Origin of the sequence: Labrys neptuniae (assembly GCF_040797145.1) — a bacterium.
In the GTDB taxonomy this organism is placed as follows: domain Bacteria; phylum Pseudomonadota; class Alphaproteobacteria; order Rhizobiales; family Labraceae; genus Labrys; species Labrys neptuniae.
Window position 1 is genome coordinate 867300 of record NZ_JBFNQD010000001.1, and the last position, 19915, is coordinate 887214.

At 62.8% G+C, this 19915-nt stretch carries 30 protein-coding genes; 1 reads left to right on the top strand and 29 read right to left on the bottom strand.

Features of this window, described 5'->3' with window-relative positions:
- Positions 1–65 precede the first annotated feature (65 nt).
- The 28 genes from ABXS05_RS04190 to ABXS05_RS04325 all read right to left on the bottom strand — a co-directional run bounded on the left by ABXS05_RS04190 (position 66) and on the right by ABXS05_RS04325 (position 18246).
- Entirely contained in the window at positions 66–1364 is a 1299-nt protein-coding gene (locus tag ABXS05_RS04190) for a phage head morphogenesis protein (RefSeq protein ID WP_367623030.1), read from the bottom strand.
- 1 nt (position 1365) lies between these two features.
- Positions 1366–2940 (bottom strand): DUF935 domain-containing protein, encoded by a 1575-nt coding sequence (locus tag ABXS05_RS04195; RefSeq protein ID WP_367623031.1) that lies wholly within the window; start codon positions 2938–2940, stop codon positions 1366–1368.
- 8 nt (positions 2941–2948) lie between these two features.
- Positions 2949–4325, bottom strand: coding sequence for a terminase large subunit domain-containing protein (locus tag ABXS05_RS04200; RefSeq protein WP_367623032.1), 1377 nt, complete (start codon positions 4323–4325; stop codon positions 2949–2951).
- Positions 4322–4900 carry a phage protein Gp27 family protein gene (locus ABXS05_RS04205; protein WP_367623033.1) on the bottom strand — a complete coding sequence of 193 codons (579 nt, stop codon included), beginning with the start codon at positions 4898–4900 and terminating at the stop codon, positions 4322–4324. The genes ABXS05_RS04200 and ABXS05_RS04205 overlap by 4 nt, the downstream gene beginning before the upstream one ends.
- A 1-nt stretch (position 4901) precedes the next feature.
- Positions 4902–5204: a VpaChn25_0724 family phage protein gene (locus ABXS05_RS04210; protein ID WP_068295624.1), complete on the bottom strand. Its 303-nt coding sequence runs from the start codon at positions 5202–5204 to the stop codon at positions 4902–4904.
- On the bottom strand, positions 5201–5533 hold the full coding sequence (locus ABXS05_RS04215; protein WP_068295627.1) for a DUF2730 family protein: 333 nt from the start codon (positions 5531–5533) through the stop codon (positions 5201–5203). Before ABXS05_RS04215 ends, ABXS05_RS04210 begins: the two co-directional genes overlap by 4 nt.
- Positions 5533–5748 (bottom strand): hypothetical protein, encoded by a 216-nt coding sequence (locus ABXS05_RS04220; protein ID WP_367623034.1) that lies wholly within the window; start codon positions 5746–5748, stop codon positions 5533–5535. Before ABXS05_RS04220 ends, ABXS05_RS04215 begins: the two co-directional genes overlap by 1 nt.
- The gene (locus ABXS05_RS04225) at positions 5717–5992 is read right to left on the bottom strand and encodes a hypothetical protein (protein ID WP_367623035.1); all 276 of its coding nucleotides are present in this window, start codon (positions 5990–5992) and stop codon (positions 5717–5719) included. The genes ABXS05_RS04220 and ABXS05_RS04225 overlap by 32 nt, the downstream gene beginning before the upstream one ends.
- A 7-nt stretch (positions 5993–5999) precedes the next feature.
- The gene (locus ABXS05_RS04230; RefSeq protein ID WP_367623036.1) at positions 6000–6719 is read right to left on the bottom strand and encodes a hypothetical protein; all 720 of its coding nucleotides are present in this window, start codon (positions 6717–6719) and stop codon (positions 6000–6002) included.
- 14 nt (positions 6720–6733) lie between these two features.
- Entirely contained in the window at positions 6734–7561 is an 828-nt protein-coding gene (locus tag ABXS05_RS04235) for a glycoside hydrolase family protein (protein WP_367623037.1), read from the bottom strand.
- 53 nt (positions 7562–7614) lie between these two features.
- Entirely contained in the window at positions 7615–7995 is a 381-nt protein-coding gene (locus ABXS05_RS04240; RefSeq protein ID WP_367623038.1) for a MalT transcriptional regulator family protein, read from the bottom strand.
- Positions 7992–8204, bottom strand: coding sequence for a hypothetical protein (locus tag ABXS05_RS04245; protein WP_367623039.1), 213 nt, complete (start codon positions 8202–8204; stop codon positions 7992–7994). Before ABXS05_RS04245 ends, ABXS05_RS04240 begins: the two co-directional genes overlap by 4 nt.
- A complete protein-coding gene (locus ABXS05_RS04250) occupies positions 8201–9091 on the bottom strand; it encodes a phage Gp37/Gp68 family protein (protein WP_367623040.1) in 891 nt (296 codons plus the stop codon). The genes ABXS05_RS04245 and ABXS05_RS04250 overlap by 4 nt, the downstream gene beginning before the upstream one ends.
- A gap of 3 nt (positions 9092–9094) precedes the next feature.
- On the bottom strand, positions 9095–9415 hold the full coding sequence (locus ABXS05_RS04255) for a hypothetical protein (RefSeq protein ID WP_367623041.1): 321 nt from the start codon (positions 9413–9415) through the stop codon (positions 9095–9097).
- Positions 9415–10026, bottom strand: a complete 612-nt coding sequence (locus tag ABXS05_RS04260; protein ID WP_367623042.1) for an MT-A70 family methyltransferase — start codon at positions 10024–10026, stop codon at positions 9415–9417. The genes ABXS05_RS04255 and ABXS05_RS04260 overlap by 1 nt, the downstream gene beginning before the upstream one ends.
- Positions 10023–10274 (bottom strand): hypothetical protein, encoded by a 252-nt coding sequence (locus ABXS05_RS04265; RefSeq protein ID WP_367623043.1) that lies wholly within the window; start codon positions 10272–10274, stop codon positions 10023–10025. The genes ABXS05_RS04260 and ABXS05_RS04265 overlap by 4 nt, the downstream gene beginning before the upstream one ends.
- On the bottom strand, positions 10271–10900 hold the full coding sequence (locus tag ABXS05_RS04270; RefSeq protein WP_367623044.1) for a regulatory protein GemA: 630 nt from the start codon (positions 10898–10900) through the stop codon (positions 10271–10273). Before ABXS05_RS04270 ends, ABXS05_RS04265 begins: the two co-directional genes overlap by 4 nt.
- A gap of 184 nt (positions 10901–11084) precedes the next feature.
- Positions 11085–11348, bottom strand: coding sequence for a hypothetical protein (locus ABXS05_RS04275; RefSeq protein ID WP_367623045.1), 264 nt, complete (start codon positions 11346–11348; stop codon positions 11085–11087).
- Positions 11345–11740, bottom strand: coding sequence for an ASCH domain-containing protein (locus ABXS05_RS04280; RefSeq protein WP_367623046.1), 396 nt, complete (start codon positions 11738–11740; stop codon positions 11345–11347). Before ABXS05_RS04280 ends, ABXS05_RS04275 begins: the two co-directional genes overlap by 4 nt.
- The gene (locus ABXS05_RS04285) at positions 11741–12136 is read right to left on the bottom strand and encodes a hypothetical protein (protein WP_367623047.1); all 396 of its coding nucleotides are present in this window, start codon (positions 12134–12136) and stop codon (positions 11741–11743) included.
- Between the two features lie 9 nt (positions 12137–12145).
- Positions 12146–12811, bottom strand: coding sequence for a DUF3164 family protein (locus tag ABXS05_RS04290; protein WP_367623048.1), 666 nt, complete (start codon positions 12809–12811; stop codon positions 12146–12148).
- Positions 12801–13289 carry a chromosomal replication initiator protein DnaA gene (locus tag ABXS05_RS04295; RefSeq protein WP_367623049.1) on the bottom strand — a complete coding sequence of 163 codons (489 nt, stop codon included), beginning with the start codon at positions 13287–13289 and terminating at the stop codon, positions 12801–12803. Before ABXS05_RS04295 ends, ABXS05_RS04290 begins: the two co-directional genes overlap by 11 nt.
- Complete coding sequence (locus tag ABXS05_RS04300) at positions 13286–13612, bottom strand: hypothetical protein (RefSeq protein WP_367623050.1); 327 nt, start codon at positions 13610–13612, stop codon at positions 13286–13288. The genes ABXS05_RS04295 and ABXS05_RS04300 overlap by 4 nt, the downstream gene beginning before the upstream one ends.
- On the bottom strand, positions 13609–14574 hold the full coding sequence (locus ABXS05_RS04305) for an AAA family ATPase (protein WP_367623051.1): 966 nt from the start codon (positions 14572–14574) through the stop codon (positions 13609–13611). Before ABXS05_RS04305 ends, ABXS05_RS04300 begins: the two co-directional genes overlap by 4 nt.
- A gap of 73 nt (positions 14575–14647) precedes the next feature.
- Entirely contained in the window at positions 14648–16591 is a 1944-nt protein-coding gene (locus ABXS05_RS04310) for a transposase domain-containing protein (protein ID WP_367623052.1), read from the bottom strand.
- Entirely contained in the window at positions 16588–17079 is a 492-nt protein-coding gene (locus tag ABXS05_RS04315) for a hypothetical protein (protein ID WP_367623053.1), read from the bottom strand. The genes ABXS05_RS04310 and ABXS05_RS04315 overlap by 4 nt, the downstream gene beginning before the upstream one ends.
- A gap of 2 nt (positions 17080–17081) precedes the next feature.
- Entirely contained in the window at positions 17082–17918 is an 837-nt protein-coding gene (locus tag ABXS05_RS04320; protein ID WP_367623054.1) for a ParB/RepB/Spo0J family partition protein, read from the bottom strand.
- 43 nt (positions 17919–17961) lie between these two features.
- Positions 17962–18246 (bottom strand): helix-turn-helix domain-containing protein, encoded by a 285-nt coding sequence (locus ABXS05_RS04325; protein ID WP_367623055.1) that lies wholly within the window; start codon positions 18244–18246, stop codon positions 17962–17964.
- A gap of 36 nt (positions 18247–18282) precedes the next feature.
- Between ABXS05_RS04325 and ABXS05_RS04330 the strand changes: the two genes are divergently transcribed.
- Positions 18283–18732, top strand: coding sequence for a helix-turn-helix domain-containing protein (locus ABXS05_RS04330; RefSeq protein ID WP_367623056.1), 450 nt, complete (start codon positions 18283–18285; stop codon positions 18730–18732).
- Between the two features lie 368 nt (positions 18733–19100).
- On the opposite strand, the gene ABXS05_RS04335 is transcribed toward ABXS05_RS04330, so the two are convergent.
- Positions 19101–19463, bottom strand: a complete 363-nt coding sequence (locus ABXS05_RS04335; RefSeq protein WP_367623057.1) for a hypothetical protein — start codon at positions 19461–19463, stop codon at positions 19101–19103.
- Positions 19464–19915 lie beyond the last annotated feature (452 nt).

The following is a 19915-nucleotide window of genomic DNA, read 5'->3' on the forward strand; positions in this document are numbered from 1 at the left end:
TTTGGAGGATCGTCCGAAGCGATCGTCTGCTACGGGGAAGATGGCGTACCCCCCGGCGGCCACAATCACAAGCTCCCTGACAGGATCTCGTAAGCGCCCGTGTTGGCGAGGTCGGCGAGCTGCACCATGCCGGCCGTCCGCACCTCGTTGGAAACCACCTGGCGCTTGATGCCGGCAGTGTCGCGCGAGCCGCTCTGGAAATTCACTCGCACCACCAGCTTGCCCAGGCGAGCATCGCCTGGCACATCGAACACATAAACGAGCGCTGGGTCTTGCTTGTCCAGGAGCACCGCCTTTGCCTGGCTCAGCGTCAAGGGTAGCTCGCGCAGGAAATCGGTCGGCACCGTCTTGCCAGCCGCCGCCTTGGCCGCGCGCATCATGTGCTGCACAACCTGCATCTGGATCGTGATGGCGCCTGTCCTCGGCGCCACGCCGCGCGCCGTGAGGCCGTCAAGCGTAGCCTGATCAATGGCGCCGACCGTCCACATCGAGCGCGACAGGGGCGCGCCGGCGGCAGCCTGGTCGAACCACTGGCTGAACTCCGTGGCAAGAGCACGAACCGGCCAGGTCTTATCGGCGATCCGAGCGGCGGCGAGCTGGGGCGGCGCGCCGGCCAAGGGATCGGCGAGTGACGCCGCCTTCCATCCGGCCTTGCCCGGATTGTACCCCCAGCCTGGGTCGATGCCGGCAGGGATTTGCTCGATCACGCCGGTGCGCTTGTTGACATAGCTCTGCATGTCGAGTGGCGGCGGCACGCGCTTGAGCGTCGATCCCATGCGATCGACATCGCGTTGGCTGAGGCTTTGCAGCGTGCAGCGGCAGCGCCAGCCGCAGGGCGGGGCCCAATGATCCCAATAGGGATCGTCAACCGGAAGGCAGACATTGTGCCTGGCGGCATGGGCCGGGCGGGTGCGCCCGTCCATGATGGCGACGTAGCGAAGATAGGGACGCAAGGCCTTACTGCGCTCGAACTGTGCCCAGTGGCCCGTCGCGTAGGACACGCGCATGTTCGTGTCGAAGATCGTCTGGAGGCGCCGGGGGGAGCCAAGCTGGACTTCATCGATCGCGCCGGTGAGCGGATCCGTGACCGATTTCTTGCCCCACCATCCTTTGGCCTGGAGAACCGGTGTCAGATCCTTGGCGAAGTCGCGGACGGTTTTTCCCTCCTTCAAGGCCTCTTCGAGCGACGAATAAATATCGTTCAAAATGTCGAAGCCGGTCGACTTGGCGACCGTGAAAGAGCGTGCGTGATCTTCCTGCCAAGCATCCTCCCAGGAGAAGGTCGGCGCGAGCTGGCCGCCGCGTGCTTTGAACGCGGCGATCGCCTCGCGGGGCGGCAATGGGATGAGATCGGCCTCCGCCATGTCAGAGCGCCGCCGGCGGGATCAGGGACTGGTTGCCCTCGCCAGCCAGGCGCGCAGCAAAGATGCTTTGCGCCAACTTTTCGGCCATGGCATCGACAGTCATGCCGGAGAGGTGAAGCGCCAGGATCTGCTGGGCTTCCTCCAAGGAGGCGGCGTTGGCGAGCTGCGCGGCGAGCCCCTCGATCATCGGCGCCACCAGTGGCTCCCAGCCCATCTCGGCAAGCGTTGCCTCGATCGACGTATCGACCGCGTCCTGGGTCGGGGCGCCGATCGGCGTCTGCACCGCTTGTGTGGCGATAGTCTTGCCGGCTTCAACGGGCGGCTGGACAGCAGAGCCGGGAGCCTGCAAAACCTCCGCCCCCTTGTCCGGATCTCCGAACCCCAAACGGTCACGAACGTCCGACATCTGCACCCGAAGGCCGAGGGGCACCAGCTTCACCAAACGGTCGGCCAATTTGTCGAGGTCCTCGGCCTCTTCATTGCCGATGCGGATCCGCGGATACACGTCCTGCGGACCATATTCGAGGTCGATCCAAGGGACGGTCAGATCCCGGTTGAGCACGGCAGAGACTGATTTTGCGTCGGCTGTCTCGATATCTTCCTGGACCTGACGATGTTCCTGGCCGACCGCATGGCCGCCGGCGATCGCATCCGTGGTGGCGGTCTGCCCCAGGATGGCTTTTGACACCTGCTGGTCGAACCAATCCGCGCGCTCTTTGAAAAGCGCGCTCGCTTGGCCGGCCGGAGCCCAGACGAACTCGATCTTCATCGACTCGGGGACGATCGCTGCGCAATCCCCGGCGATATTGGTCACCGCCCGCCAAAGCACATCCTTGTCCTCGGGCGTGGCCTCAGGTCCGTAGCGACCGAGGCGGATCGGCTGCCCATAGGTCTGGCAGAAGATGGCCCAGTCGCGCAGGGTGAAGGCCTTGAACATCCAGGCCCAGGCCGCGATGCGCGCGATACCCGATCGGACCGGCAGGCCTGACTTGGCCTGGATGGTTGCGGCGATGAACTTGGCATAGGGCAGCGGCTGGTCGCCCTCGTTCGTGCGCAGCAGCGGCGTGCGACCGTCGATCCGATCGAAGGTGAACCAACGCGGGTCGCGCCATTCGAGGCGCTTGGGCTTGATCTGGGCGCCGTGGGTGTCCCAGACGATTTCGGTGAACGACACGCCCTTGCCGATAGCGTCGAGGACGTGAAACAGCTCCTCCTGCAGTTCGTCGCGAAGGAGCCAGCTGCGCATCATATCGGCATGGGCCACGTGCTTGGGATCGTCGCTCGCGGCGTCGACACGGATTTCCAGCTGCGAGACGGAGCGCTTTCGGGTGGCGAGGACGCCGGTATAGTGCAGGTCCTTTTCCTCGATCTCCTCGGCCAGCTCGAAATAGCGCAGCGGATCGCCCGCATCCGCCTCGCGCATGAGCATTGCCAGGCGCCCCGGATTGAGCCCTTGCGTCGGATAGCCCGATTGCACGGTTCTGACGCTTCCCAGCACCGGCGCGGCAATATCCTTGTCGAGAACCTCGCGCCGGAGCGGCTGCCCGTCAGGGCCGACCCATTCATATTTTGCCATGGCCTACCTCACAGTCTGCCGCGAAACGACCGGCCGACCGGAGGCCGGAATGGATCGCGTGAATCGTCGTCGTCATCGAGCGGAGGCCCGCCGTTGTGACCCAATTGATCCGACCCGGCCGGGCGGTAGGCATATTCGACCTGGTCGCCGGCGGCCGCGTTGATGGCCAGGAACAACGCCCAGGTGCGGTCGGCGTGATCTTCGTCTCGCTCCGCCACGAAACGCGGAGCCCCGGTCGGACCAAGCATCCGGCGCAGCTTGTGGAGATCGGCGCGGAGGGCGTAGTTCCCTTCCGCGATCCTGACCTTGCGGTCCTCGAATTTCTCCTTGCCGGCCGTCGCCATCACCAGCTTGTTGGCGGGAGTGAACAGAACGCCCTCGACGCGGCTATCGCCATATCTGCGCTTGGCGTCCTCAACGGGTTTTTCGCCCATGCCGGTTTGGTCCATGCAGACCCGGCCGACGCGATAGCGCTCCATGATCTCATCGAGCGCGGCGTCCTGTTCGGCGAACTTCGCCCGCTTCAGCTCCACGACTTCGCGAGTCCAAAGGACATCACCAACCAGTTCGAGCACCCAGATCACGAACAAGTCGTTGCGCAGACCGATATCGACGCCGACGAAGCAGACGCCGCCCTGGTACTGGTCGGGATCGCCGGCGTTGTGATCCTCGACGGAAAAGATCAGCTCATAGGGCAGCCACGCGCTTGCCTCGTCCAGCCACTTGAGCAGGAACTCCTGATCCCAGAGTTCGTCGTCGGCCAGGCCGGCGCGCAGCTCCTCGATATTGCGATCGAGGCCATCAGCCACGGCCTGGTGAATGTCGACGATATGGCGCGACCAGGTCTTATCCTGGCCGGTCATGATCTCGTAAAATTTGTTGCCCTTGCCCTTCGGGGTCGAGGTGACGCGAATGTCCCAGCCCTTGGAGATCACCGGGAAGAGCGCCCCCCAAACATCGCGGCTGTTCTTGTGAATAGCGAACTCGTCCAAGAACACATTGGCGGAGAACCCGCGTGCAGTGTCGGGATTGGCGGGCAGAGCGATGATCCGGGAGCCGTGCGGGAATACGACCTCGCAAGCCCTATGGCTGCCTTCCTCTCCCTGCCAGTCGAACTCGGCCGCTTCGAAGGCCAGCCCATAGGCTTTCGAGTGGAGCTTCACTCCTTCGTCCATGGCCTGTTTGGCCTGGCGCTCGCCACGCGACAGGATCACCCAGGGCTCGCGGCGCACCTGGGTGGCAGCCGTGAAGCACCGATCGGTGATCTCCAGCGTCGTGGTGAAGGTCTTACCGGTCTGACGGGAGAACATTCCCGCCTTGAAGCGCGAGCGGTCCAGAAACCAGCGCTGCTGATACCCATACAGAGGAACGGCGGGCGACCTCATGTGTCATAGATCCCGTAGACCTCTTCACGGATCCGGCGGAGCACGGCTTCACCGTCGAGCTTGGTATCGCCAGCAGACGCCGCGCCAACAGCAGCTTCGGCGGCCTTCATCAGCTTGGCCTTGGCATCGGCCTCAAGCCTCTGGCGCCGCTCGCTGGAAACCTTCTGGGCCGAGACGGTCGAGGCAAAGGCGCGCGCCAGCTCCATGGCCTGTTTGGGCGTGCGATCGCCGCCCGTGTCCTGCAGCAGCTCGATGATCAACGTCTTCAGGAATTCGCCGAGCACGATGTTGTTCTGGTCGACGTCCTCGGCGTCGAACTGGCTGGCGAGCCCCTTGAACATGGCGCGCGCCTCCTGGACGCGGCTTTGCGTCCGCGCCAGGAAGATCGCCCTGCGATTGAAGGCCGATCTGGAGATGAGCGGCAGGCCCTTGTCGGCGAGCCTGCCGTTGAACTCTTCCAGGATCTCGCCCTGGGTGCGTTTGCGCTCGGCGAGCTGCTGGCAGACCCAGATGACGTCTTCCTCTGCCTCTTCCGGCAGAAGGTCGATGGAGCCCAGGCGTCCCCGGCCGGCCATGTCAAGGCTCCACGCGGGAAGGTGCCTTGACGCCGGCTATGATCTCTTCCCGATCAACGTGCCTTTGCCCCTTCTTGGTCAAGGTCGCGATCTGGACCGAGCCCGCCTCTCGCACGATCACCGCGCCCATCGCGGCAAGGAACGATAGCTGATCGTGCACCCACTCGCGCGGCCGGCGCGGAATGCCATACGTTTTCAGCTCATCGTGCAGCAGAGATGAGTTCAAGTGCCCGTCGATCTGCTCGGCCAGGGAACGCAGGATTATGAGGCGTGCCTCTTCCTGGAGTTTTTTCTCGAAGCTCATCGTTTATTAGCCTGGTCAAGGAGGAATTCCTGAAGCCGATCACCCACCGCACCGATCGGCTTCAAGCGCTCTGTCAGAACTTCCATGTCGCCCTGCAGGCGGGTCATGGCCAGTTCCATGCGGTGGAAACCCGAGGCGCTCGGCAAATGCAGCATCTCGGTCTCGATTTTGGTGAGGCGGACCTCCAATAGGTCGACACGATCATGGATCTTGCCGATCTCTGCGGCCGATGCCCGCGATCGCGAAGTCACCCAGGTGTAGATCAGCGATATGATCGTGAGGATGCCCAGGACGATGCTGATTGCGCTCTGGGTCGAAGCCAGATCCATCAATTCGCCTTTCCACGGCAGATGCGGGCGCCATCGTCCAGGCGCTCCCATTCGGTTGCGAGCGCGTCGAGGCCAGCAGCCGGCGGCGCGGATTCGAGATAGCCGGCAATCCGCCGGGCATTGCCGTCGCTGGTCGGCGTCGGGCAGATCGGCGCCATGGCTGCCCGGCGTTGGGCCTTGGCGTCACCGGCCTGCGCCGCCGTCGCCCTGACCACCGGCCTGGTCGCCAAGTCGCTTGCGCAACCTTGCAGCGACATCGCGAGCACCGCCGCGATCGAGAGCGTTGTTCGCCGCCTGTGCATCGGCTGTCTCCGCAATATCCTGGGCCGTGTCGGCGGCGGCCTTGTCGACCGCCCCCTGTTTGATTTCTTGGTCCGCCCTGTCGTCTTTCCAGGCCGCAAGGAGCAGGTTGCCGAGCGCGGCGAGGAAGGAGCTGAACAGGGCGGAAATCCAGGACATGGGCGCCTTACTGAGTGTTGGCCGGCGTCAAGGTGGCCGGCCCGAGGTCGACCTGATAGATCGGCTTCGTGCCGAACAGTTCGGCCAACTTGGCGTCGATCTTGATTTCGAGGGCATCGCCGGCCAGGCCAAAATACGCCAGGGCGTCAGGCACCACCGATTCAACGTAGGACGCGGCCTTGGCGAGCGCGTCCGATTTGGAAATGCCCTTGGCGACCGCGCTCATGACAAGCGTTGCGGCGGTACCGGCAGCCTTCTCGATCGCATCGCGGTGCCCCATCTCGATCGAGCGGATGGAGGCCTCGACCTGCAGGCCGGTGCGCTTCTGGAAGATGAAGGCGATCCAACCAATGATGGACATCGCGGTCGCGGTGAACACCGAGGTCAGGATCTCGGTAAACCCCGAGGCCGCCGTCGCCGTTGCGGTCTGGGCCAAAGCGGGGCTGCACAGGGCGAGCAACGCTATAGGCACTGTGACAAGCCCGGATCTCCAGAGGTCGCGAAGTTTGTCTTGGATAGGCTTGTACTGGAGAAGGAGCACGATCGCGCTGGCCAGCACGATGGCGAGGGGCTGATCGAAAAAGGCGAAGATGGCCTGGCCGGGATCGCTGGCCGTCAGAAAGACGCCGGCGACGGCCAGGGCGACGATCATCAACGCCGTGTACACCGGCAACAAATAGCGGCCGAGCAGGTAGTGGCCCACGAAGCCGATCATTTTCGCACGCATGGAGGGTCCTCGGTTCAAGCGGCGATCGCCGTGATGGCGTCGCCAGGGAGCGGGTGAAGGGCGATGACGGGGCCTTTGCCGATGGCCTTGAGGGCGGCGGCGATCGCCGACCTGGTCGCGGGGCCGACCTTGCCGTCCACGGCGAGGCTGTGGGCGTCCTGGAAGGAGCGAACTGCCTTTTCCGTCTGGTCGCCAAAGTCGCCGTCGACGGCGATCCGATAGCCAAGAGCGGTCAAATCGGTCTGAAGCGAGCGGACAGCATCCGGGAAGGCACATCCGCGCTTGAGCAGCACGCCAATCGAAACCGCGCCGTTGTCGTTTGCGGGGGCAGTGGTGGCGCCGGCGACATAGGCGTTGGCAAGGAAGGTTTCGCGCTCGGCCTTGCGGCGGGTGACAAGGCCGCCCAATACATGGCCGTTCGCCTTCACCCACATGAGGAAGGCATCGGCGGCGGCGGTGCGGTCGCCGGCGTTCAAGCGACGAACGACGCTTGATCCGGTGAAATTCTTGTTGCCGATATTGAAGCAGAGGCTGACCAGGGCGTCGAATTCGCCCTGGCTCAACGGCACCTTCACAGCGGCTTTGACGGCGTTTTCAAAGATGACCAGGTCATCGGCCAGGATGGCAAAGGCCCGCTCGCGGGTGATGACCATGCCCGGCATAACGGTGGGCGGCCCGGCAAGCGCGGTATGTCCGATGCCGATGGTCCAGGGCTTACCGCCCGTGCCAGGATCCGGATAGGCCTTCAGCACGACGCCTTCGAACGAGGCAATCGCGCCCTTGCCACGGGTCGAGGTTTTCAGGGCCGCATTGGCGGCGATCGCGGAAACAAGCTGTGCCATGAGGCCAGCAATGCCACCGCGCGCGCGTCACGGGAGTTCCCCAGGCCTGGGGTTTAGCGGAAAAGATCGAGCTGGCGGGAAGTAATGGGGTCGGCCGAGCCTTGCTCGAAGCCCTTGAGATACAGCCTGACAGTTTCGTCAGTCACGTGCAACCGGCGGGCGATCTTGGATTTCTGCCAACCGTAGGCGAACAATTGACGCGCAATCCACTGCTTTGCAACTGGAACCTTGATATGGCCGCGCCGCAGATGCTGACCGAGGGCACGTGCGTTCTCCAGGCCGATCGCCTGGGCGAGCGCCCCTTCTGGACCGGGATCGCTGTGCAGATGGATGGTGCCGCCGCCGAACTTCAGCAGAAACTGGATGGTCGGCTCGACGCCGATCGCATCGATATAGGTCTCGACGAAATGCGGGGCAGGAATCCTCTTCGTCATAGCTGGCTCTTCAAGCGGGTTTCCAGCTCCAGGAGCTGGGCGGTGAGCATGGTCAGCTGGTGCTGCAGGATGATGCGGCGATGGCTGCAGACGGGCAGCGCCTTGATGCGGGCGACAAGCGCCTTCCTCGCCAGCTCCAGGCGCGCGGCTTCGATGGCCTCAGGCCAAGCGAACAGCGGGGCGGGTGCTGGCGAGGACTGGTGTTTCATGCCGCGACCGGAAATCCATTGTGCTCGATGCCATCGAGCAGCCGGCCGGCCCGCTTCTTGCCGATGCGCTGCATCCAGCAGTGATTGCCGCCAGTCGCCGCGAGGTTCTGCCCATTGTCACCGGTGTCGGTGAGCCGCCGATGCGGCACATTATCGAAGGCCGGATAGCCCCATGATACTGGGCCGCGAGGCGCCCATTCGCCCCACTGCTTGAACAGGTAGGGAATGCCCATGATCTCGCAGTCGTCGCGCACCCTACGCGCCCATGCCGGGTGCATTGGCCTCGCGTTGGGGCCGCTTTCTCCGCCGCAGATGATCCAATCGGGCACTTGGCCGTCAATGCAGAGCTGCCCGAGCGGGCCAAGAGCCGGTTCATAACTGACAAAGCGGAACCGCGCCGGCACCTTCGCAAGCGCCGGCCAGTTGCGCCGGTAACGCTCGCCGTCCTCGGCCGTGGTGCCGAGCCAGACATTCGACCAGCCATCGCCCCAGGGGCGGCAGCCGATATCTGTCGTCGGCAGCATCTTGCCGATGTTCTGCGGGCGCTTGGTGAGCAGCAACCAATCAAGGTGCGGCGTCATCTCGATCCAGTGCCAGAGATCATCCCGCCATCGGCTGGGCACCTGGTTGTCGAAGACGTCGGCAAGGGAGGCGCAGAATACCCGGAAGCGCCGGCCTTCGGCCTCCGCCTGGCGGTTCCACTTCAGCGGTTGCTGCCAGTTGCTCGCCGAGGTCCGGCGCCGCTCGCCTTCCCAAAGCTCCGGTTTACCGGCACGCTTGGCCCAGCCCTCGGCGTAGCAATGGTCGCAGGCCGGGCTGAGCGCAGTGCATCCAAGCCATGGATTAAAACTGTGGTCAGCCCACTCGATCTTGGTGTTTTCGGCCACGGCCTATTGCTCCCCCAACACGGCGTCGAAGAGGTCATCACGAACGATTACGTCGACCAGCTGGCGCAGGAGGTCATTGCCACCACGGCAGCCCGGCCGGCCCGACGCTTCGACATCAAGTGCCTGGGCGAGATGGACAGGGAGCTTCACACCCGGCCCGGAACGAACGTGGATGACGCGCAGGCTCTCTGGCCTGTTCCGCAGCCGAGCCGCCAGGGCGCGGATCGAGGATGGGTTTAGCTCGGGATGGGCCGCGATGATTTCCCCGTTGGTGAGCCCTTTGGCGACAGCATCCCGCACGATCTTCGTGATTTTCCCGGCCATCACGCACCTCCGAAAAGGTGGGCTTCCTTGCCCCAGACGGTCTGGCCGGCCCAGGGCTCACGGGCGAACACATCGACTTTGCGAGCCCAGGGGCAGAGGCGCTCCAGCATGTCCCGCATTTCGGCCGGCTTGCGGGAATACTCGCGGAGGGTTGCCTCAATGACGGACGGGAAATCCTCGATATCGTCGACATATTCGACCGTCTCGATGACGTTGCGGACGGACTTCGAGACAATCCGCGGATTCCCGATGGTGCCGACCAGATAAGGTTCCGTTGCCGATCGGAGGATGAAGCCGGTACCGAAACCGCTCTTTCCGTGCCGCGTCTTCTTGTGCCAGGCGCCGCCGGTTTTGTAGGCGAAACCCCAGACGCGCATGATCTCCATGGCGTAGGCCAGATGCGGCCAGGTCGACCACATCACCAGAAGGCAGTTCGGCCCCGCCAGCTCGCCCACCGGCAGGGCAGCGATGCGATCGACGGGCATCGTGTCGTAGTAGCTCTCCGGCGACTTGGCGTAGCCGGCCTCGCTGCGCATGTCGTAGGGCCAGGGCGGGTCGATGTGGATCACGCCAAAGTGCTCGCGGATGAGCGGGGCGAAAAAGAAGCTCACCGGGCCGGCCCTCCCGCCTTGGCGTGCTGCTCGGCGCGAGCCACCTGGTCCGCGACCAGGAGCACTTCGGCGCGGTGCTTTTCGAGCCAGGCCAAGGTCCGCTCGACCTGCAGCAACCGCTGGAGCTGGAATTCCTCCTTCGATTTGGTCATCGTGGCCCGAACGTTCTGGCCGCTCGCGAGACGCTTTTGGATGTCGATGGCGGCGGTCAGCGCCTGACGCTGTGCGTGTAACGAGATCTCGCTCATGCCTTCCCCCCTGCGAGTTCGCGGATATGCCGGCCCAGCTCGATCTGGCGCTCGAGCAATTGCTCCGGCGCCAGCGGTTTGTTGATGTCGGCAAAGGCGATGCGCTGGACGCCGGCATCGGCGCCGCGATCACGGAGGATCTTCGCCTGGGCAATAAGGATCGCCCACCGGTCAGCCTGGAGCTGGGTCAGGCCCATATCCTTGGCGACGCGTTCCGGCTTCCACTCGGCGCCGGCGCGCTGCGCCATCTTCTTCAGCGCCTCGATCGCCTTCCTGGAGTCGGCGGGATCGGTAAGAAACCGGGTGTGGCTAAGGCCGGTTTGCCGCTCGACAAAGGCCATCATTGCCTTGTCGCTGCGGCTCTCGACCGCGCCGAGATCGTGCAGGGCCATCCAGAGCGCCTGGAGCTTGGGAGCATAGTCACCGGTGGCGCGCTGCGCACTGCCCGGCCGCGCTGGCGCGCCCTTCGAAAGATCTTCGAGCTGCGCGATGACGCGCAGCTCCTGGTCGCGGCTGAGGCCCTTGGAAGAGCGCTGGCCGGTGGCGGCTTGGAGAAGATCCCGATAGGCGGCATCGTCCAGGCCGGCGCGGGATTTCAGCATGTGGATGCGGGCGGTGGCGCTCATGCCTTGCCCTCCCGCTTGGCCAGGAGGTAGCAATCACGCCGCTGCGCCTTCGGGCACCCCTCCCACCAGTAGAAGCAGGAGCCTGGTCCGGCGGCGGGATCCCGGCTGCATTTCCCCTTGCCTTTTGGAGTGGTCCATTGTGACGGCGCCGGAGGGAGTTCGAGCGAGAGTTGCGTGTCGGTGCTCATGCCGGCCATCCATCGATCTCGGTGCCTGTGATTTCGGCCTTGATCCCCATATCCTTGGCCGGGCCGTACCCTTCAATGAAGTACGAGGGCGAAGTGTCGATCACGCCTCGCGCAACCAATTGCGCTATGTGCTCGGCATGCTCGCCGATCTCAAAGAATGGGAAAAAGCTCTTCCGGAACTCTTCCATGAAGGCGGGCGTGAACTTCGCCTCATCGAGTTCGACCTCGACGGTTTGGCAGACTTCGATCCTGAATTTCATATTGCTGCCCTCCGTATGAAATGATCGCGGTCCCAGAGCAGCTGGATCCCACTGAAGACAGGCGTGGCGGGATGGTTCTCGGCCCAGAAGGCACGCATATCGGCCCAATCCTCGAAGCCATCGCCACGCGCGAAGGCTTGCAACTGGCTCCAGCCGGTCAGGGTCACGCCGCCGACCGTCACGCGGTTATTCTGGAAATCCAGGGTGATGGGATTGACGGCGGTGCAGCGCGGAGCCCCGAGCAGGCGGCAATAACGGGTCCGCATGCTGACATAGAGCTGCATGGGCTCGCCGGCATAGGCATGGCGCTTGCGGTCGGCCCGGATGGTGCCGACCTTGGTGCCGCGCTCGATCGGGGCGGCAAAGCGCTTCTGGAAGGAATAGGCGACCATCTAAGCCACCTCCTTCTTTGCCGCGCAGGCCGTGCAAAGGTCCGGACGAACCCAGGCACAAGGCGGAAAACAGCCGTCTCGATCGCTGCAACCGCAATCGTCGCAGACCGGACCCATTTGCGAAGGAATTCGTGGCGTACCGTCATCGGCCTGCAGGAGATGACGAGGCAGGGCGTCGACGACCGCCACCTGCAGACGCGGCAGCAAGATGTTGGTTGCCACAAGGGCCGCCCGCTCGGTAGGGGTGACGCACTCAAAGAGTGGCTGTTCCTCGACATGCTTAGAGGCGAACCACGCGCAGAACAGTTCGAGCGTAAGGGCGCCGATATCGTCCCTCTCCTCGATACTGAGGCTGCGCCAGGCGGCGGCCCCGTCGAATCTTTCGATCTTGGCCATGTCCGCCCCTCAATCCACGGCCGCGATATCGATGGTGACGGGCTGCCACTTCCCCTTGGCACTATCGCGCCGGTGGAAGCGGATGTACGTCTTCGAACCGATGATGCGGATGCTGTCGCGGATCGCCTCCATGGCGCGAAGCCAGCGTTCGTCGCGGATGTCGGTACGCATGAGCATGAACAGCTCCGCCCGATTGATCTGCCCCTCCTTGTCGACCTGGAAAGCACGGTTGACGATGGCGCGCAGTTCGTCGCGTGACCCCTCGCTCCATTCGGTCAGGCATTCGTCGATCAGGGTTTTTGCCGCCTGCAGCTCCGGACCAAACTCGATCCGATCGGCTACCTGGATCGTGACCTTGAGTGTCCCGTCGATCGTGGTGAGCGTGGTGTTGCCCTTTTCACCGCCAACCTTCGCCCCGTATTTCTCCGCGATGAGGGCTTGGAAGGCTCCAAAATCATCGAAGCAGTGGGCCTTGAAACGGGCGATCTGCGCGTTCAATGGCTCGGCATGGCCGAACATCTTGCGCACGGTGTCATCCATCAGCATGTCGACGGGCTTCACCAGATCGAGCGGAACCCATGCCCCTCGGGCATCGCGCATGAACGGCTTATCGCCAATTATGGTCGCGCCTTCCGGCAGCGCCGGCGCCGGGTTGGAAACGGTCTCAATGCTCATTTGAAGCTCCTTTGTGGTGCATGGCATCGCGGCTCAGGCTGGCGAGGCCTGATGCGATGGCGAGGATTTCGCGGGTGGAAAGATCTGTTGGACGCATGCGGCCGGCGCTGACCTCTACGGCCAGGGCGACGGGGTCAATTTCCGGCAATGGCGGAATGCCGAGATCGTGAAGCGCCTTTGCTTCTGCCAGCGCCGTGATGCTGAGGTTCTTGAGCAGCTCGAAGAACGACCGATCTGCAGGGCAGCGTTTCTGCACATCGTCGTGTGCCTTGAGAACGTCGGTTTCTTGGCAAGCGCCAAGGGCGGCCGCGACTTCGCACGCAGGCAAATCGGTCAGCGTGAAGGCCAGATAGGCGGCGATCTCGCCGGCCAGCGTGAACCCCCCCAGATACCGGCCATATTTGAGGTCGGTGCTCGTGACGCCGACCCCAGTGGCAACGGTGGCGATGATCTGCGACATGGTGGGCTGGATGCTCATGGCGCGCCTCCAGCCGGACCGGCTGCGAGGATCTCCGTGCGCGGCGGCAACGGGATGGTTTCCCCTTGCACTCGGAAATATTCCCGCCGCTCGGGGAAGGCGACGACGCGGCCAGGCGACGATGCGTCCGCCTGTTCGAGGAGGAAAACGCGGTTCTTGGCGACTTCGGCAGCCAGTAGGTTGAGGACCGCGACATAGCTGAATCGGATCCTGGCAATGTCCTCGGCTAGGTCGCTGCAAAGCTCGGCGTTGAGCTGGACCCCTTCCGGGGCCGGATTTGCGAACAAGGTTTCGAGGTCAGCCAGGTGCTGCAGGGTGCTCATGAGCGCACCTCGCCGCTTCGGTTGATCCAGGCTGACCGGATATCGGCGATATCGACCGGGCGGTTGTTCCCGGCCGCAAGGATCGTGGCCAGGCGCATCGTCTTGTCGATCTGGCCGAGCGTGCCAGGCTTGCGGCCGATATAGGTCAACAGCTCGCGCTGTTTGGGATCCTCGATCTTCCAGGCGTCGAGCATGGCATCGATATCGCCGGGCTGCGGCGTGAGGATACGACGCTTCAGGCCAATCCGGCGATGGAGCTGGCCATATCCCTCTTTGGGTTCGGTAGCGCCGAAGCGCTTATAGACCTCGTCATTGCCGACCAGGGCGATGCCACACTCGTATTCGTCAAGAAAGTGGCGCAACTGGTTGACGGCCTGGTCTGTCAGTTCCTGTGCCTCGTCCAGGATCAGCAGGGTGTGGCGACCGTTCCGGCGCAATTTCTCACCGATCGCGCGATCAAGGGCTTTGCCGGAGAGGTCGGGCGCACCGACCGTAATGGCGATGTCCTGGAGCATCGACCACATGCCGCTGGTGCGAGGGCGCATGGTGGCGCGATAGACGTTCCGCCGGGTCGACACGAAGTATTTGATGGATGTCGTCTTGCCGAGACCGGCAGCCGCCGTGATGACCACCATTTCCGGGGTGGATTGGGCATAAGCCAGGGTCTGAACGATCAGGGTCGATGTCGGCGTTTCCACGTACTTCGGCACGGACTCGGCCTGGGCGACGGCTGCCGCGCGGGTGTCGTCGCAAACTTGGAGCCAGCGCTTGAACTTCTCGGCGACGTTCTCGTTCTTGCCGGCGTATTTGCCATCCAGCCACAACGAAGTGGTCGATGAGGCAACATCAGCAGCCCTGGCGACATCGGCGCGGTTGAGGCCCTGCCGGTTCATCTCCTCGACGACACGCTGCCTGATCTTTTCGACTTCGTTGCCGGGCTCTTGCCCGTTTGTCTCTGACATGAGACAGTCTCCTTGCTTGCTATGGGCCTTGCGGCCCGCTTACGAGGGCGTTCCGGGGGCAACCGGAACGCCTTCATTCATTTCCGCCTCTCGGGAACGGCAGGACGTCCGCGTCGCGATCGAGCGCAGCCAGGCCGGCCGAGAAGGCGGCGTTGAAATCGGTCATTTCGGGAATCGGCCCGCGCATGCCGCCGGCGGCGGCGACCAGGCGCACCACCTTGGGCTGGTCGGGCTCGATCGAGGGTGACGGAGAGGGCGTGACGAGCGCCTGCAACTCGCGCAGTGAAAGACGCTGCTGCAGTTCGGCGGCGCGCTTCTGGGCCTTCATCCAGCCAGTGCGCAGCTTTGTATGCGAGCGGGCGGCGTCGGTATCGTCGAAGCCGGTCATTTCGATGCAATCGGCAGAGCAGACGAAACGTCCATCAAGGCTGTAGACGGCGAGCGGCGCCCAGAGCTGGCGCGGATCGAACTTCACCATCACCTTCTTGCCGGCGCACTGAATCAGTTCCTCGGCCCAATACCGGTTGTCATAGAAGTGGATGGCCGGCTGATCGCGGCGGACCATGACGTCCTTCGACGCCAGCAGCAGCATGCGGCGCTGCTCTTCCGTGCCGCGCCGAACCATGGCACCGGCGGCGATCTTGTCGTTCCACACCTGCAGGAAGGAACGCCCGTTCATGCCGAAGCCGCGCCGACCCTCGCGGGCGTTGTGGCGGTCGATCTCATGCTCGACCAGAGCTTCCAGATCGGCCAGAGCGACGGCCGCCTTCCCGTAGTTGTGGGGCTTGTTGGTGGGGCTGTTGCCGGTATAGGCGCCAGCACAGAGCGGATGCTTGGCGATCTCCTCGCAGAGGTCGCGGAAAGAGCGCTCGATCGGCTTGGACTGTCCGGAATATGGCGTTGTCCAATGCGTCACGATGCCGAGCTGCGTGAGCACGCCGAGCGGCTCGTCTTCCTTGATACGGAAGCGGAAGCGGGTCTTTTGCTGGCCGGAGATCAGCTTGGAGGCAAAGGCCTTGCCGTTGTCGAGGGTAATGGACTCGGGGATTCCATAGTTCTCGACCATGTCGGCGATGGCGAGCCGGACGGACTCGAAGGTTTCGGCCAGGTCGAGGTTCCAACCGACATAGAGGCCGGTACCGAGATCCTGGATCGCGACCAGGATGACGCGCACTGGCGTGTCCGCGTTGGGCAGCTTGACGAAGACATCGAGCTTGTGGCCGTCGATGTTCACCGCCTGGAGCGGCCCGAAATGGGTGCGGTCACGCTTCTGGGCGGGATAGACACGTTTCAAGGCCTCGGGGCCTTGGCGCACAGCAATGCGGGCTGCCACAGGGATCTCCTTCTCCAGGCGCCGTTTCAAAGTTTTGGGGTGCGGGATCGGCGACCAGCCTTCGCGGTCGGCAACCTCTTTCATGCGGCGGTAGCAGGGCTCAAAGGCCGTCTTCTCCGCGCGCAAATAGTCCGCGACGATGAAGTCCCAGGCACGCGGGTCGCACTCGGCTGTCGATGTGCGCCCCTGGCGGCGAGGCGCGAGAGCGGCAAGCCGATCGGCGCGCGGCACGCCCCTGGCGGCGGCCAGCCAGTTGTAGAGGGTCGAGGGCGAGACATCGGTCTCTTGCGAGACGATGGCGACGGCGGCGCCGAGGATGCTCGCACGACACAGGGTCTCGATGCGGTCGACGGCCGCGAGGCGTCGGGTGGCTTCGGCCTTTGCCTTGTCCGGCAGGCCTTCGAAGATCTGCCAAAGCGGCTTTGAAGGCGCATCAACGGGTTTGACGGGCTCGATCGTGGCCGGCGTTTGGCTCAAAGCCAGGAGGCGGTTCTGCACCTCGATCGGCGCAAGGGAAATATGGTACTCCCAGCCGCCGCCATGCTGGTCGACGACGATCCGCGCGCGGCGCCGATCGGCGCGCCAGCCATTCTTCAATGCATATCGGGAGAAAGACGGAACGTCGGTGGGCAATTCACCGGCCGAGGCGGCAACGAAGTCCGAAGGGCGGAAGAACTCGGTCAACGGCGCCTCCTCGGGGAAGGCTGCACGGGATCGGCGCGGAGCAAGCGCTCCATATCCTTGATCTTCTCAGACATTTTTTGGTGCTGCTGCTTCATGAGGCCGAGTTGCGCGAAGTGCGCTTCCCGACCTTCCATCACGGTCAGGCCAAACGGCTCGGCCAGGACGTCGATCAGCCAGTTCGCCCCGGTTGCCTCCACGAAGGCGACAAAGCGAGTGATGCCGATCTCATGCTCGGGTTTGGATGCGGCGGTGTAGGCGTAGAGCGCGTCTGTCGTGAGATCCCGGCCAGTCATTTCCGAAATCTCGGCCGCGATCACAGCGGCGCTCTTCTCGGATTCCTTCATGGCGACGCCCAGGGCGCTCTTGATGCGCAGCGAAATATCGAGGCCGCGCACGCCTGCGGGGCGCCGCACTGGAAACAGCTGCTCGGCCTGGGAGAACAGGTCCCCTTGCCGCTCGTCGCTGTATTTCTTCGCCCCGCGCGCCATGGTCAGGCAGCCTTTGCCTTGGCGCCACGCGGATTGACGATCTGCTCAACCTCCGCAGGGGTTACGCCGACAAAGGCGAGGAAGCGCCGCCGGATGTCCGGCGGCATGCGGTTCGACCAGGTATCCGTCCACTGCTGGAGTGTCTTTTCCCAATCGGTGCGCTCGGTGCGACCGTTCGCGCCGGCCAGTGTTTTGACTTCACCTGTCGCAAAGCGCGATGCTGCGGCGAGCTGCTGCTCTGCCGGATACGCCGAAAACGTCTTCAGCATGCCCAGATTGGAGGCCAGTGGCGTGTTTCGGATGAGGGCCACGATCTCGGAGGACAAGCCGGCAGCGATCTGGCAATAAAGAGCCACATTTCGCTTCGACATGCCGACTTTTTCGGCAACCTCGTCGGCGAAGGGAAGGAAAGATGCAGATTCTGCATCTTTCCTAACGTGCTGGTTTGATTTGCCTTTCTTCTTGCCGTGCCCCGTTTCTGGGTGGAGTTCGAGATAGATCTCCTTGCGCTCGGCCAGGAACACGGCCTTGTCGAGGGGATCCAGCTCCCGACGCATTAGGTTTTCGTCGATCTCGGCCAACCGGGCCTCATTCGGGCTCATTTCCCGAACGATCGCGTCAATGGTTTCCCAGCCGAGCAATTCGGCGGCGCGGTAGCGATGCCCACCGGCGGTCAGGATGTAAGAGGCTCCATCCGTGCGCACCACGATCGGTTCGAGCAGACCGCGTTCTGCCATCGATTCCGAGATGGCGAGCGCCCAGCTTTCGTCGATCGGACGCAGGCGGTCGCTCGCGTCGATCAGGCTAAGCGGGATCTTCTGGACAACAGTTTCAGGCATTCCGAGGCTTTCTGGGGTGGTTCATGCGTGGGATTTGCGCGGTCTAAGCCGCTTTGCGGTTTGGACTGTTCCTGCGCAGCTGGGCCGTGCTAGGTTCGTTGCGTTCGACAAGTCGAATTGACGTGCCAGCCGGCCCACGGCGGTACCGTTCGGGAAAAAGGAGGTGGAGAGGTTTGCCGATGCACTCAGCGATGGCGCGTTCGGCTGCAGGGAAAGGCGTGGAAAGAGCCTTTGAACACGCTCCTGGTGAGAGCCCCGCAGCGGTCGCAACCGTACGGAGCGTCTGACCCGTGCGCCTCACTGCAGCAAGGATATCGTGACGGTCCATGTCGAATCCAACTAACCGAATAATTCGATTTATCGAATGCTAGAATTCGACTCATCGAATGTCAAGTTTGCAGAGCGGTTTTCGCTGGCTCTTGGCTCGCGCACGGCCCTATGGCTGCATGAGCAGACGGGCATTCCCACATCGACCTTGTCGAACTATCGGAAGAAGGGCCTAATTCCGGCTGCGGACGCCGCTTGCAGGATAGCAATTGCGCTTGGCGTCGATGTCACCTGGCTCGTCCTCGGCATCGGTGAAATGCGCCCGAGCGGTGCAGTAATACCTTATGTTAATACGTCTCTTGATCCGCAGGCGTTGGCATCTGCGATTGAAATCGTGGACGGTTGGCTCCGCGAAGCAAACAAAGACGTCGAGTCCAACCATAAGGCCAAAATAGTCACGGAAATTTATACATTGCTGCTCGAAAACGATCAGGGCAACACGCCCTTGCCCCAGCAAATCAATAGGATCTTGCGACTTGCGGGTTGAGGGTGCCTTGTTAGGGGATCGATTTTGAGAGACGACGACGATTTGAACCAAGACAGGTTCGAGAAGGTTAGAAGAAAGCTCCTAGGTGGAGGAAGCGGCGGCACAGACAAACCCGCCGAAATTGCAAAGCGGAACAAAGATAGGACGCGGCGGCGCAGTGCAGTCGCTCAAGGCCGAGGAACCGTTATTCAAAACTCTGTTATCGTGGTCAATCAAGTAGCACCGTCGCCGGGGCACAGTGACGATATTAGAGGGCTTTTAGACAGTATCCTTGCGCGTCTTGATACCAATCTTGGTTAGCGTGGCAGGAACGGGGCACGGCCAGGCCGGCAGCGAAGTGGAGAGCGCTGCAGGGCGGCAAGTGCCATTTAATTGATACAGTATTTGCCGATCTGCGACGCGACATCGGCAAAATCCGGCTCATTTGGCCTCGGGGATATCAAGAGCCTTTGTTTATCGATCGCAACAAAGAGCCGAAATCCCACGTAGCCGCCAAATTCGTTCTTGGCGTTCACTGCGCCGCAATAGCTGTCGACGTTTTCCTTCGATCGATGCAGCGAAAGCAGTTTCAGTTGGGCAGAGTAAGGATCCTTAAGGGCTCGTCCCATCAGCCCATTGATTTCGGCAATTCCCTTTTCACCAATTCTCTTCTCGGTACCATCCATAACAGTTTGCGCACTTGCTGCGCCGGCGGTGGACATCAACATCACCGCGAGAAACAACGACTTCATGCTTTCCTCCCAAGCCCGGCTATAGGCTGCCAGATGGCGAAGGGCGGGACAAGGCCTGCAGCCTCGAACGCTGCCGCCTACTGCCTGAGGTGCGCTTGCAAAAAGCTAAGGTCCCCCCGCGCGGCGCCCGAGGGGGACTATTGCCCAACGTGTTGATTTGTTTCCGCTTTTATATTTTGGGCGCATCACGCTGCTCCCGACGCTGGTTTTTGCGCCCTTTGCGGCTCGCCCGATGCTCGTCGAGATGCACTACGGCTCGCTTGCTTTTAGGTTTATTCCCGATTTATCAAGGTTTTGAAGCCTTTTCAAAGGATCTTCAAAACTCCCCGCTCTATCGATGGACACTCCAATTCCAGGTGTCTGTTGCGGGACCGCATTCCAGTTTCAAGTGTCTAACCGCCGATCGCTTTTAGACTATGCAATCCCGCTATAAACCCTTGTGGCACCGCCGT

Coding starts and splice junctions, on each gene's coding strand:
- ABXS05_RS04255 (WP_367623041.1), bottom strand. CDS start 9,415: ATGGCCGGGAAAATCACGAAGATCGTGCGGGATGCTGTCGCCAAAGGG.
- ABXS05_RS04290 (WP_367623048.1), bottom strand. CDS start 12,811: ATGAGCATTGAGACCGTTTCCAACCCGGCGCCGGCGCTGCCGGAAGGC.
- ABXS05_RS04330 (WP_367623056.1), top strand. CDS start 18,283: ATGCTAGAATTCGACTCATCGAATGTCAAGTTTGCAGAGCGGTTTTCG.
- ABXS05_RS04320 (WP_367623054.1), bottom strand. CDS start 17,918: ATGCCTGAAACTGTTGTCCAGAAGATCCCGCTTAGCCTGATCGACGCG.
- ABXS05_RS04315 (WP_367623053.1), bottom strand. CDS start 17,079: ATGGCGCGCGGGGCGAAGAAATACAGCGACGAGCGGCAAGGGGACCTG.
- ABXS05_RS04245 (WP_367623039.1), bottom strand. CDS start 8,204: ATGAAACACCAGTCCTCGCCAGCACCCGCCCCGCTGTTCGCTTGGCCT.
- ABXS05_RS04295 (WP_367623049.1), bottom strand. CDS start 13,289: ATGAGCATCCAGCCCACCATGTCGCAGATCATCGCCACCGTTGCCACT.
- ABXS05_RS04215 (WP_068295627.1), bottom strand. CDS start 5,533: ATGGATCTGGCTTCGACCCAGAGCGCAATCAGCATCGTCCTGGGCATC.
- ABXS05_RS04210 (WP_068295624.1), bottom strand. CDS start 5,204: ATGAGCTTCGAGAAAAAACTCCAGGAAGAGGCACGCCTCATAATCCTG.
- ABXS05_RS04280 (WP_367623046.1), bottom strand. CDS start 11,740: ATGGTCGCCTATTCCTTCCAGAAGCGCTTTGCCGCCCCGATCGAGCGC.
- ABXS05_RS04335 (WP_367623057.1), bottom strand. CDS start 19,463: ATGAAGTCGTTGTTTCTCGCGGTGATGTTGATGTCCACCGCCGGCGCA.
- ABXS05_RS04205 (WP_367623033.1), bottom strand. CDS start 4,900: ATGGCCGGCCGGGGACGCCTGGGCTCCATCGACCTTCTGCCGGAAGAG.
- ABXS05_RS04240 (WP_367623038.1), bottom strand. CDS start 7,995: ATGACGAAGAGGATTCCTGCCCCGCATTTCGTCGAGACCTATATCGAT.
- ABXS05_RS04305 (WP_367623051.1), bottom strand. CDS start 14,574: ATGTCAGAGACAAACGGGCAAGAGCCCGGCAACGAAGTCGAAAAGATC.
- ABXS05_RS04195 (WP_367623031.1), bottom strand. CDS start 2,940: ATGGCAAAATATGAATGGGTCGGCCCTGACGGGCAGCCGCTCCGGCGC.
- ABXS05_RS04300 (WP_367623050.1), bottom strand. CDS start 13,612: ATGAGCACCCTGCAGCACCTGGCTGACCTCGAAACCTTGTTCGCAAAT.
- ABXS05_RS04275 (WP_367623045.1), bottom strand. CDS start 11,348: ATGAAATTCAGGATCGAAGTCTGCCAAACCGTCGAGGTCGAACTCGAT.
- ABXS05_RS04190 (WP_367623030.1), bottom strand. CDS start 1,364: ATGGCGGAGGCCGATCTCATCCCATTGCCGCCCCGCGAGGCGATCGCC.
- ABXS05_RS04285 (WP_367623047.1), bottom strand. CDS start 12,136: ATGGCCAAGATCGAAAGATTCGACGGGGCCGCCGCCTGGCGCAGCCTC.
- ABXS05_RS04235 (WP_367623037.1), bottom strand. CDS start 7,561: ATGGCACAGCTTGTTTCCGCGATCGCCGCCAATGCGGCCCTGAAAACC.
- ABXS05_RS04325 (WP_367623055.1), bottom strand. CDS start 18,246: ATGGACCGTCACGATATCCTTGCTGCAGTGAGGCGCACGGGTCAGACG.
- ABXS05_RS04230 (WP_367623036.1), bottom strand. CDS start 6,719: ATGCGTGCGAAAATGATCGGCTTCGTGGGCCACTACCTGCTCGGCCGC.
- ABXS05_RS04270 (WP_367623044.1), bottom strand. CDS start 10,900: ATGAGCGCCACCGCCCGCATCCACATGCTGAAATCCCGCGCCGGCCTG.
- ABXS05_RS04225 (WP_367623035.1), bottom strand. CDS start 5,992: ATGTCCTGGATTTCCGCCCTGTTCAGCTCCTTCCTCGCCGCGCTCGGC.
- ABXS05_RS04265 (WP_367623043.1), bottom strand. CDS start 10,274: ATGAGCGAGATCTCGTTACACGCACAGCGTCAGGCGCTGACCGCCGCC.
- ABXS05_RS04200 (WP_367623032.1), bottom strand. CDS start 4,325: ATGAGGTCGCCCGCCGTTCCTCTGTATGGGTATCAGCAGCGCTGGTTT.